Annotated in this window: 9 protein-coding genes; 5 read left to right on the forward strand and 4 right to left on the reverse strand. The window is 50.8% G+C overall.

The window, feature by feature from the left end:
• The first annotated feature begins 407 nt into the window (after positions 1-407).
• A complete protein-coding gene (locus AMR42_RS06215) occupies positions 408-1,385 on the forward strand; it encodes an alpha/beta fold hydrolase (RefSeq protein ID WP_099532597.1) in 978 nt (325 codons plus the stop codon).
• 207 nt (positions 1,386-1,592) lie between these two features.
• Here the strand turns inward: AMR42_RS06215 and AMR42_RS06220 are convergent, their stop codons facing one another.
• A complete protein-coding gene (locus AMR42_RS06220; protein ID WP_099532598.1) occupies positions 1,593-1,982 on the reverse strand; it encodes a helix-turn-helix domain-containing protein in 390 nt (129 codons plus the stop codon).
• A 389-nt stretch (positions 1,983-2,371) separates the two neighbouring features.
• Here AMR42_RS06220 and AMR42_RS06225 point away from each other — a divergent pair, with 389 nt between their 5' ends.
• Together AMR42_RS06225 and AMR42_RS06230 are read left to right on the forward strand one after the other, a co-directional pair.
• Complete coding sequence (locus AMR42_RS06225) at positions 2,372-3,487, forward strand: alkene reductase (protein ID WP_099532599.1); 1,116 nt, start codon at positions 2,372-2,374, stop codon at positions 3,485-3,487.
• Between the two features lie 223 nt (positions 3,488-3,710).
• Positions 3,711-4,727, forward strand: coding sequence for a sulfate/molybdate ABC transporter ATP-binding protein (locus tag AMR42_RS06230; RefSeq protein WP_099532625.1), 1,017 nt, complete (start codon positions 3,711-3,713; stop codon positions 4,725-4,727).
• A gap of 121 nt (positions 4,728-4,848) precedes the next feature.
• On the opposite strand, the gene efeB is transcribed toward AMR42_RS06230, so the two are convergent.
• Together efeB and efeO are read right to left on the reverse strand one after the other, a co-directional pair.
• Positions 4,849-6,096, reverse strand: coding sequence for an iron uptake transporter deferrochelatase/peroxidase subunit (gene efeB / locus AMR42_RS06235; RefSeq protein ID WP_099532600.1), 1,248 nt, complete (start codon positions 6,094-6,096; stop codon positions 4,849-4,851).
• Positions 6,097-6,174: 78 nt separating this feature from the next.
• Positions 6,175-7,206: an iron uptake system protein EfeO gene (gene efeO / locus AMR42_RS06240; RefSeq protein WP_099532601.1), complete on the reverse strand. Its 1,032-nt coding sequence runs from the start codon at positions 7,204-7,206 to the stop codon at positions 6,175-6,177.
• 310 nt (positions 7,207-7,516) lie between these two features.
• Between efeO and AMR42_RS06245 the strand changes: the two genes are divergently transcribed.
• Together AMR42_RS06245 and AMR42_RS21075 are read left to right on the forward strand one after the other, a co-directional pair.
• Positions 7,517-8,188: a Fe2+-dependent dioxygenase gene (locus AMR42_RS06245; protein ID WP_099532602.1), complete on the forward strand. Its 672-nt coding sequence runs from the start codon at positions 7,517-7,519 to the stop codon at positions 8,186-8,188.
• Positions 8,189-8,832: 644 nt separating this feature from the next.
• A complete protein-coding gene (locus AMR42_RS21075) occupies positions 8,833-10,827 on the forward strand; it encodes an MASE1 domain-containing protein (protein ID WP_099532603.1) in 1,995 nt (664 codons plus the stop codon).
• 89 nt (positions 10,828-10,916) lie between these two features.
• On the opposite strand, the gene ureG is transcribed toward AMR42_RS21075, so the two are convergent.
• Positions 10,917-11,534, reverse strand: a complete 618-nt coding sequence (ureG, locus tag AMR42_RS06255) for an urease accessory protein UreG (RefSeq protein WP_368670725.1) — start codon at positions 11,532-11,534, stop codon at positions 10,917-10,919.
• Positions 11,535-11,539 lie beyond the last annotated feature (5 nt).

The following is an 11,539-nucleotide window of genomic DNA, read 5'->3' on the forward strand; positions in this document are numbered from 1 at the left end:
GCTGGGCCAGCGTTGCTAAGGCGGGAAACAGCCGATCGCCTGGGGCGATTGAGGCGATTTGCTTCCGTCTTAGCACGATCGAGCAATCAATTGAATGGTGTCGAACGGTATTGAACCATTCAGCGTCTGGCTGCTGCGGGACAGACTTGGCCCAAAACAACAGAGACTGCCACCTATTTTACTCTGTGCCAGGGGTGGATGGGATGAGGGACTTTTCGGGCGATCGCGCCTTGGAAATAGGGGGTTTGATCGGCTAAGGTGCAGCTAAGGATGTCAATAAACTCGCAAGATTTCTTAGTATTTGATCCAGGCAACTGAATCATGATGGTCTTTGTGATCCAGTGCCTCGATCGAGGCCATTCGACCATCAAGGCCGCTCGATCAAAAGTATTCGGCCACAACACCCCATGAACGCAACTCCACTGGCCACAACCGACCCGCAACCCCCAGTCCCTCAACGCCCGGCGCGATCGTGGGTCGATCGCGTGGGCGATCGGCGTGATTGGGTTTGGCGCGGTTGGTCAACCCGCTACAGCTTCCTGCCCGGCCCGGCGGTGAATGGCGGGCCGCCCATTTTGTTGCTGCATGGGTTTGGGGCCTCGATCGGCTATTGGCGCTCCAACATGGAAGCCCTGGCCACTCACCACCCGGTTTATGCCCTCGATTTGGTCGGCTTTGGCGCATCCTGCAAACCATCGGTGGCCTACGATGCCTACTTTTGGGCGGAGCAGGTGCGGGAGTTTTGGCAAACCTTCATTGGGGTTCCGGCGGTGGTGGTGGGCAACTCGATCGGCTCGGCCATTGCCCTCACGGTGGCGGAATGCTACCCCGAAATGGTTTGTGGGGCCGTGGCCATTAGCTTGCCCGATCCATCCATGCGCGAGGAAATTATTCCCAGGGCCCTGCGCCCGCTGGTGCTGGGGCTGGAGGCTTTGGTGGCTTCTCCCTGGCTGTTGCAGGCTGTTTTTTATGGGGTGCGCCGGCCGGCCGTGGTGCGGCGCTGGGCTGGCTTGGCTTGGGGAGATCCCGGGGCGATCGATCCGGAGTTGGTGGAAATTTTGACGGAGCCGGCCCGCGATCGGGGGGCGGCCCGCACCTTTGCCCAAATCATCCGCGCCATGGCCAGCAGCCGGTTTTCGCCCCCCATTCGGCGGGTGTTGAACCACATTCAAATTCCGGTGCTCCTGTTGTGGGGCACGCGCGATCGACTCATTCCCTTCGCCCTCTCCCAACAATTTGTCGGTTGTTCACCGCGTTTGGAGTTTGTGCCGATCGAGGGAGCGGGCCATTGTCCCCACGATGAAGCGCCCGATCGAGTGAATGCCCTCTTGCGCCAATGGCTCGATCGACTGGGGCGATCGGCCGACGCGGCAGGAGAACTCTAGGGAATTGCTGGCCGTTGCGCGAAACCCAACTGCAAATCGCCCTGGGTTTAGGCCCACGCTTCACATAAATTTAGTGCTAGTCGGCTCATTGGTGTCATGCAGATTACCAAACAGCTAATTATTTTCAAATTCATCATTTTTTGAATCATTTTTGAGCCATTTTGAGCGACTCTTTAAGCCATTTATTAATTCATGAATCATTTCGTCTCATTTTTGAAGCGACTCTGAAGTGTCATTGGCCAGTTGGTTTCGAGCCGCCAAAATTTCAGAAAAATGCGCTCGCGACCAATTTGCAATTTCCATCAACGGCTCAATCAAACTCAATCCCAACTCCGAAAGTGAATATTCCACATTAGCAGGAGTGCCCGACAAAACCCGTCGATTCACCAGTCCGTTAACCACCAAACTCTTGAGAGATTGCGTTAAAACCTTCTGCGAAATGCCATCTATTCGGCGATGAATTTCGCCGTACCGTTTTGGCCCATAGGCCAAGCAATACAAAATGATGACAACCCACTTGTGCGCCACAATGTCTAGCACTTGCTGAGTAGGGCAATTCAGCGTGAACAGGTCTGGTTCAGGAAATTGACGAATCATGCCAGAGGTCACGCACCATTTGGTGCCTTATTGTTTCCTTTGGAAAAAGATTCTATACTAACCCCGCTGCTGTCAAGCCCAATTGACTAACTTGCTTTTTGGTTAAACCTTCATGCCATTGAAAGCATCTACCTTGGCAATTGAATTCAACCCTGAAATAGGCAACTGCTTAGCTACAATAAAGCTCAAATTTAGTCGAGTCAGATCGTTTTTGATAGTCTTTTGATCGTAATTTTTATCAGTTCTGAATTTAGCTGAAAAACAAGTTCTCGGAGAGGTTAAAAAGACCAGGAAAATACTAGACCCAAGCATTCAGAAAATTCGAGCACCGTCACAGCAACTTCTTGAGCATTAATTTCTTGAGCATTTTTGGAAGTGAGGCAACGAATATGAACCCGTCCACTCATCTATTTACGCCCATGCAGTTGGGAGCGTTGCTCTTGCCCAACCGAATCGTGATGGCTCCCATGACCCGTCTTCGAGCGATCGACTCGATCCCTTCATCCTTAATGGCAACCTATTACGCTCAGCGGGCTTCTGCGGGACTGATCGTAACTGAATGCACAATGATTTCTCCTCTGAGTAATGGTTACATTAACTGTCCTGGTGTTTACTCCGAAGCCCAAGTGGCCGGCTGGCAACAGGTTACTGATGCAGTACACAACCAAGGAGGGCGAATTTTTCTGCAATTGTGGCATAGCGGCCGCATTGCTCATCCGGCACTGTTGGGTGGAGAAACGCCTGTGGCTCCCAGTGAGATCGCGGCGATCGGGACATTGCATACGCCGATTGGAAAAGTCAGCTTGGAAACGCCGCGCGCCCTTGAAATCGATGAAATTCCGGTCATTATCGAGCAGTTTACTCAAGGGGCTAAAAATGCGATCAGGGCTGGTTTTGATGGCGTAGAGCTACATGGCGCTTTTGGATATCTTATTGATCAATTTTTGCAGGATGAATCGAACCAACGAACTGATCGATATGGTGGTTCGATTGAAAATCGATCACGCTTTGCACTGGAGGTTGTTGAATCTATTTGTAGCGCTATTGGGGGCGATCGCGTTGGGATCAAGCTATCTCCTAGTAACACATTTTATGGAATGCGAGACTCCGATCCCCAAGCCTTATTTAGCTATTTGCTTTCCGCCCTCAACGCCTTCAATTTAGCCTATGTCCATTTGATGGAGCCGAATGAGACTGATTTGGCAACCGATGCCGTTTTAAATCCCGTTTTGGCAACCTTACGATCGAACTATCAAGGAACTATCATCACCAACGGTAATTACGATCGCCTCAGCGCGGCACAAGTGCTTGAATCGGGTTTGGCGGAACTGGTTTCATTTGGCAGGCCCTTCATTTCCAATCCTGACTTACCCGAACGTTTGGCGATCAATGCAGATTTAAATCCGCCAGATTTCAAAACATTCTACGGAAAGGGCGATCAAGATTTGCATATCGGCTACACGGACTATCCAACGCTCGCCGATCAAGGGCATAGCCCTGTTTAGGGACTTTTTTGAGATGTTTCAAGGAGACTAGCATCCTGCATCGCAGTTAAATCAATCGGTTGAATTAACCGGTTGATTTAACCGGTTGAAGTTGCGCCCTGAGCCGACTGGAATTTAACTCCAAACCCCGGTAACACGACCGAGAAAGTGGAGATTTTTAGTCGATCGGCCACCTATCCATTGCATAATGGGGTCAACCTTTCGCATCGGGAGCAACGGCATCGTGGGCATCGTCGTAGAAAACGTCACCAAACGCTTTGGCGATTTCCTGGCCGTCGATAACGTCAGCCTTAGTTTAGAGTCCGGTTCGCTGGTGGCCCTGTTGGGTGCGTCGGGATCCGGTAAATCAACCCTGTTGCGGTTGATTGCCGGCCTCGAAAAGCCGGACAGCGGGCGAATTTGGCTCACTGGCAAAGATGCCACCGACCAAACCGTACAAGAACGCAACATCGGCTTTGTGTTTCAGCACTACGCCCTGTTTAAGCACATGAACGTGCGCCAAAACATTGGCTTTGGGTTGGAATTACAAAAGACCGATCGCGCCAAGGTGCGCCAGCGCGTCGATGAGCTACTGGAGTTGGTGCAGCTTTCGGGGTTGGGCGATCGCTACCCCTCCCAACTGTCCGGCGGCCAACGGCAGCGGGTGGCCCTGGCGCGGGCGTTGGCTGTGGAACCGAAGGTGTTACTGCTGGATGAACCCTTTGGGGCATTGGATGCGAGGGTGCGCAAGGATTTGCGGGCCTGGTTGCGGCGTTTGCACGATGAAGTGCATGTGACCACGGTTTTTGTGACCCACGACCAAGAGGAAGCGATGGAAGTGGCCGATGAAATCGTGATTGTGAATCATGGGCGGATTGAACAAATTGGCTCGCCCGCTGAAATTTACGATCGCCCCGCCACGCCTTTTGTGATGAAGTTCATTGGGCCGGTGAACATCCTGCCCAGCGATTCCCAAATCTTCCAGGCTCACGGCATTGATTCCACGGAGCCGGAAATTTTCCTGCGGCCCCATGATGTGGTGATTGAACTAGCACCGGACAAGGCCACGGCTCCGGCCCGCGTTAGTCGGCTGGTGCATTTGGGTTGGGAAATTCAGGCGGAATTGGTGTTGGATGATGGGCAGGTGATGACGGCCCATCTGACGCGGGAACGATTTGATGAATTAGATCTTTCGCCCCAGCAACGGGTTTACGTCAAGCCCAAGGGAGCAAAGGCGTTTCCGCTGCATTATTCGATCTAGCTCTGTCCAATTCGGCCTGAATCACCTTGCTTAGTTAATTCATTTGATCGATCGATTGATTTGATCGATTGGTTGGGTCAATGCGCCTTAAGCTGCGCCGTCTAAATTACACCGATTGCCATTACACCGATTGCAACAGAGACTGACCCAAGTAACTGTCGCGATCGGGCACGCCAGGAAGGGCAAAGAAATAGCCGCCCCCGATCGGCTTAATGTATTCCTCCAAGGGTTCACCATTCAGCCGATTTTGAATGGCTTCAAAGCCAGTTTTCACATCCTGTTGAAAGGCTAAAAAGAGCAAGCCCATGTCCAACTGACCGGCGCGATCGATATCGCGGGAGTAGTGGAATCCTTTGCGCAAAATTTGATGTTCTCCCATGCCGGGATTGCGCGGATTTGCCAACCGAATATGGGAATCGAGGGGAATTGCTTTGCCGGCCCGTTGATAGTTTGGAATCTCTTCCTCGTGGCGGTAACCCAAGGGCGCACCGCTACTGCGCGATCGCCCCATCACCGCTTCTTGCTCATCCAAGGGAGTTCGATCCCAAAACTCCACAAACATCCGAATAATTCGCACCACGTGATAGGAACCGCCGACCGTCCAGGCCGGTTCTGGGCTGTTGCGAGAAACCCAAACCAATCGGTTCATTAATTTCTCGTCTTTCGGGTTCGGGTTCACCGTGCCGTCCTTGAACCCCAACAGGTTGCGCACGGTAGTGCGGCGGGGATGGGGGTCGCGATCGGGCTGCTGGAAACCGGCCATTTGCCAACGCAAAACCACCAACCCCGACAACTGCTTCAGGATGTCGCGCAGGGCGTGGATGTTGGTTTCTTCGTGGTTGGCGCAAAACTGCAAGAGCAAGTCGCCATGGCAAAGCTGGGGATCGAGGCGATCGTTCGGGAAATTGGGCATTTCCGTCAAATGACGGGGTTTGGCGGCGGCCAGGCCGTAGCGTTGGTCAAACAGAGAAGCCCCCACGGAAACGGTGACCGTGAGCCGATCGGCGGGAAATTCGTCGCCCAAAATACCGGAGCCGCTGGGGGGATAGCGCTGATCCAAGGGCTTCAGGGCACCACCGGCCATCAAATAAGCAATGCGATCGGTCAGGGTTTGAAACAGTTGAGTCAGTTCCTGGCGATCGCGTGCGGTCACGTCCAGAGCCACCACCAAAGCAGCGGCCACATCCGGTGTGGCGATGCCCGGTTGGTGAGGGCCCCAAAAGGGAATCGCCTCCGCCAGGGCAGCGGCTTCGGAGCGATCGCCCCACCAACGCTGACCCTGCCACAGGCCCAGGCCTGCACCAACGGCGATCGCCAATCCCCGTCCCAGGAGTTGCCGCCGACTCCAGGAAAAGCGTGGTTTTACCATGAATCTTCCCTCAGAAATTTCCTCAAAAACGATGTTTGCTCCGTTGGTATAGCAGGCAGGAATAACGGCTATTTAGCCCTAAACACCGATTACACCCCGTAGTTTGGAAATGTTTTCCGCAAGCTTGGCCAAATCTGCCTGTAAGCGCTTTTTGTCGGCGGCTGCAAGCTTGTCGTAGGTCATGAAGTCGCCATTGGGCAGCTTATATTTCTCCAAAACCTGATTCACGGCCGCAAAATCCCGATCGACCCGTTGCAGCACCGTGGGCTGAATTCGCTGCACCATGGGCCGCACCAAATCCACAACCTTTTGGGAGCCTTCCAAGTTGGCGCGGAATGACCAAAAATCCAGACGGCTGTAGCGATCTTCCTCGCCGGTAATTTTGCCCAGGGAGACTTCTTCAATCAGTTCCGAAGCCCCGCGAACCATATCCCTCGGCTCAATTTCCAGGGAAGCCACGCAGGTTTTTAGACCCTGAAGATCCGTCATCAGCTTGCGGGCGAAGGGTTCATAGCCTTTGGTGGTGTTGTATTTAAACAACCCCATTTCAATGCGGTGGAAACCTGTGAATGCCGGGTCGTCTTCCCCTTTAAAGTCATCCACCCGCGCATCGATCGCCCCATCCAGGGCCGCAAAGGACGAGGCGATCGGCTCAATGCGTTCCCAACCCAACCGCGATGAGCCATACACCGCTTTCGCCCCCGCCACATCTCCGGCAATTACTCGATCGGTAAACACCTTCGTATCGGTCACCAGGCGATCGACCTCTTGCACCACATAGGTCTTGTAATCGGCCACCGCTTTCTGAAGCTCCTCTGGCTTAATGGCCGGGTTCGGTGTGACCGCAGCACTGCTGTCTTCGGCCCCTTCGCCACCTTCACCACCTTCACCACCTTCACCGCCAGCGCCCCGCCGACAGGGATCCAGTTCCGAAGCCACCGCCCCAGGCGAGGCCGTTGCGGAAGCCACGGGAGATTCAGCCCCAGGCGAGGCCGCTTCTTGGGTTGAGACCGCTGCATTTTGCTGAGGGGCAACCGCACAGCCCGTGGGACTCAGGGCCGTTAACAGATATGCACCAATGCCAACCCAAAGTTTTGTCTTATTTTTCATGGCTGCTGAAGTCTGATGGCTAAAGATCCGATCGCCAGGGGCAACGATTGCTGGGCAGAGGGTGCTTGGGCGCGCCGATTGGCCCCTCCAGAAATTGGAGCGGAGATCAAAAATTGCGAATTACTTGCAAGAGTATAACAGGTGCTTGTCCCGCTTTCTGGAACCAGACTAGAGCAGCCGCAATCGGGAAAATGCTTGTATTTCTTGAAATTGAGCATTTTTGGAGTTCACCCTGCTCCAGAGACCTCAGCCGCTTACTGCCAAACTGTAGTAATTTTTCTAAGAAAAAGATCTGCAATTAAAAAGACTAATGATTATTTCTATTGCTAATGTGCTGAGCGCGGCGGAACTGGCCACCATTGAGGCGCAACTGGCAGGCGCAACATTTATTGACGGCCAGGCCACCGCTGGCTGGCACGCCAAGCTCGTGAAGCAAAACACCCAACTGGCCAGCACAGACCCCGCCTTTGGCCCCTTGCGAACGTTGGTGCAACAGGCCCTATGGCGCAATCCGTTGTTTCAAATGGCAGCACTACCCAAGGCGATCGGGCCGATTTTGTTCAGTCGCTACGAAACCGGCATGGCCTACGGCAGCCACGTGGACAACGCTTTCATGGGCAGTGATCCCAGGATTCGATCGGACTTGTCTCTCACCCTATTTTTGCGATCGCCCGAAACCTACGACGGTGGCGAATTGGTGATTGAAACCACCAATGGCGAAGAAACCTTCAAGCTCGCAGCCGGGGCCATGGTGCTCTATCCCTCCTCCACCCTGCACCGCGTGGAGGCGATCGCCCAGGGCGTGCGACTGGTGGCCGTCACTTGGATCCAAAGTCTTGTTAAAGATCCTGCCGAGCGAGAGCTGCTCTTTGACCTGGACACCGCCCGCCAATCGCTATTTGCCAAAACCGGCAAAACGCCCGAGTTTGACCTCATTGCCAAAACCCATGCCAACCTGCTTCGGAAATGGGGAGAACTCTAGCCACAGCGAGGCAAACACTAACCAGACCCAGCGCCGTGAATGGATTCTGTGTAAAGCGCCCAGGGGCCGGCCTGGCTCGATCGATTTCAGGGGCTGACTTGATCGATTGAGGTCACATAGGTTTACGTTGATTTTTGTGTAGAAGTTTAAACGAATCGTACAATTAATAATTTTTTAAATTTAAAAAATTACGCTCGATATCTTATTCGTTGAATGCCATTTAAGTCACCAAATCGATCAAATTCTTCTCACCTGCCATCTATTTCATAGCATCAAATTGCAATTCAAAGGACTCATAAAGCAACAATCTAAAATAATCAAAAGGAACGGGAATTGATTTATTTGTATAAATAACAACGCGAAATTAAAATTTAAGAATCTTATTAACCAACAAAAGATAATTGATTAATAGAGACTTGAACCTCATACAAATATTTTAAAAGCTCTAACAATTACTCAACTACTTCTAAAAACTGACTGATTGGGATTTGTCTGAAGCTTAGACTACCAAAAGGCTTGTATTTAGGGTAATTAATGGGAGCAAGCCCTAATTTGTCTGGATTTGCACAAATTTGCTGAATATTTTCACGACTTTTTCATTGATCGACGTAATACTCAATAGCTCGATCGGCCACTGGAAATCTATGGAACAGATCATCAACGTCATCACAGCTCGCAAATCCCTAGCGTGGCTGCAAAAGTTTCACTTCGGGTCAATCTTGGCAACCGCCTTGGTTTACGATGCCCTGGCAGAGCTGTCCCGGGCCGTCGCTTCCACGCCAAACTCAGTCACCCCAGTTTGGCCACCGGATGGATTTGCCGTTGGCATTGTCCTGCTCTGTGGCAGAGGCGTGCTTCCCGGCGTTTTTTTAGGATCCTTAGGGGCTAATATTCAAGCCTTTTGGGGCGATCGCAATCTGATCACCCTGCTGTTATCTACCGTAGCCGTACTGGGCATTGCTGCCGGAACTACTGCGGGCACTCAATTAGGAACCTATTTATTTAAACAGTCAACCCGCAGTCGATATCCATTTAGCCAAGTTTCTGACACCATTCGATTTTTGGTTTACGCAGGATTGCTGGGCCCCGTTGTCAACGCAACAATGGGCGTAGGCATGTTAGCTGCTGCTGGGAAAATCGATTTTTTTGAACATGCTCCTAGCACTTGGTTAACCTGGTGGATTTCTAACGTTGCCGGTATTTTTATTTTGACACCACTCATTTTGAGCGGATATCGCTACCTAAAACTGAATCAACTGAGTTGTCGCAACCTATCACAGCTTATTTTTCATGTCTTAAATCGCAAAATTGTGAATCCACATTCTTTTCAAGGTGTTTTATCACGATTAGGAATCAAGGTGATTCCAAGCAAAGAAATTGAATTCTTATTTTTATGTTTAAGTGTTTTCTTGATCAGTTTTTCTGCTTTTTGGAATGGACAATCCATCGCCTATGTTTTGATTCCCTTATTAATTTGGGCTGTTTTCCGTTTTGGAGATTTGGGGGCTAATTTCACAGCTTTCTTGATTTCTTTGATGGCTATTTTGGGCACAGTGCGCGGGTTGGGCAGTTTTGCCAGCCCTCACCTGAATCAGTCGTTGATGGGTTTACAGTCGTTTATCGTGGTGGTGGTTTTTACATCATTAATTTTGACGGCAACTTTGGCTGAGCAAAACACTGCTAAGGTGAAGCTAGATCGAGCATTCGCAGATTTAAAGGTTGCCAATCATGTTTTGGAGCATCAGGCCAGAACGTTAATTCAGCAAAATCGAACCCTAGAGCGGACTCTTGAGGAGTTGAAGTTCACTCAGGCGCAAATGGTTCAAAGTGAAAAAATGTCTGCTTTGGGAAATTTAATTGCTGGGGTTGCCCATGAAATTAACAACCCGATCAGCTTTTTAAATGGCAGCATTGAAAATGCGAAAGAATATGCCAACTATTTGTTGGAACATATTCGGCTTTACCAGAAGCAATATCCTGAACCTAGAAGGGATATTGTGGAACATGCTGAGGATATTGATTTAGAGTTTTTAGAGGAAGATTTTCCTAAATTGTTTGAATCCATGCACAATGCCACCGATCGGGTGACTGGAATTAGTAAAAGTTTGCGAGCATTCACGAGATCGGACACCGATCAAAAAGTCAGGGCCCAACTGACAGAGAATCTGGACAGCACGATTCTAATCTTAAAATATCGCCTGAAGGCTACGAATCATCGCTCTGAAATCCGGGTGATTCGTAATTATGAGAAATTGCCTGAAATCTACTGCTTTCCAGGACAACTAAATCAGGTATTTATGAATATTTTGGCTAATGCCATTGACGCGATCGACGAGTCCGCCATGGAGCAGAGCCTTGAAAATTTACCAGCCCGCTCCTATCAAATTACCGTAACCACAAAGTTAGAAACGAATCAGATCGTGATTGGCATTGCTGACAATGCTAAGGGAATGGATGAGGCAACGATCGCTCGGGTTTTTGATTACCTCTTTACGACCAAGGGAGTGAACCAAGGCACAGGAATTGGCCTATCGATCGCCCAAGAAATTGTGGTGACCAAACATGGCGGGTCGATCGATGTGCAATCCCAACTCAATCAGGGAACTGAGTTTTTGATTCGTTTGCCCATTGATTCATGATGAACCCACGGATTAACCTGCTGATTCATCGTGAAGTAAAATCAGGCAATTGATAGGCTTCTGATAGGCTGTGATGGTTCAAACATTCCCTAGGAAACTGGGGGTAACTGCTGTTCAATAAAGCCAATAATTTCTGGCAACCCATGGCCCGTTTTCAGATTGCTGAACAGAAAAGGGCGATCGCCTCGCATTTTCTGGGCATCCCGTTCCATGACCGTTAAGTCAGCACCCACATGGGGAGCCAAATCGATTTTATTAATCACCAAGAGATCAGATTTGGTGATGCCCGGCCCCCCTTTACGAGGAATTTTGTCACCGGCTGCCACATCAATCACGTAAATCGTTAAATCAACTAACTCCGGGCTGAACGTGGCGGCCAAGTTATCTCCCCCACTTTCAACAAAGGTGATTTGAATGGGGCGATCGCCCTGCGCAAATTTAGCCTCTAATTGCTCGATCGCTACCAGGTTGATGGAAGCATCTTCTCGGATAGCCGTGTGGGGGCAACCGCCGGTTTCCACACCCACGATTCGATCAGGAGAAAGGGCAGCACTCCGAACTAAAAATTGAGCATCTTCTTGGGTATAGATATCATTGGTCACCACCGCCAGACTATATTGATCGCGCAATTTTTTACACAAAGCATCCACCAGGGCTGTTTTTCCAGAACCCACTGGTCCGGCCACCCCGATTCGTAATTGACTGATCATGG

Source organism: Limnothrix sp. PR1529 (assembly GCF_002742025.1).
Lineage (GTDB): Bacteria > Cyanobacteriota > Cyanobacteriia > CACIAM-69d > CACIAM-69d > CACIAM-69d.

Coding starts and splice junctions, on each gene's coding strand:
- AMR42_RS06215 (WP_099532597.1), top strand. CDS start 408: ATGAACGCAACTCCACTGGCCACAACCGACCCGCAACCCCCAGTCCCT.
- AMR42_RS06220 (WP_099532598.1), bottom strand. CDS start 1,982: ATGATTCGTCAATTTCCTGAACCAGACCTGTTCACGCTGAATTGCCCT.
- AMR42_RS06225 (WP_099532599.1), top strand. CDS start 2,372: ATGAACCCGTCCACTCATCTATTTACGCCCATGCAGTTGGGAGCGTTG.
- efeB (WP_099532600.1), bottom strand. CDS start 6,096: ATGGTAAAACCACGCTTTTCCTGGAGTCGGCGGCAACTCCTGGGACGG.
- efeO (WP_099532601.1), bottom strand. CDS start 7,206: ATGAAAAATAAGACAAAACTTTGGGTTGGCATTGGTGCATATCTGTTA.
- AMR42_RS06245 (WP_099532602.1), top strand. CDS start 7,517: ATGATTATTTCTATTGCTAATGTGCTGAGCGCGGCGGAACTGGCCACC.
- AMR42_RS21075 (WP_099532603.1), top strand. CDS start 8,833: ATGGAACAGATCATCAACGTCATCACAGCTCGCAAATCCCTAGCGTGG.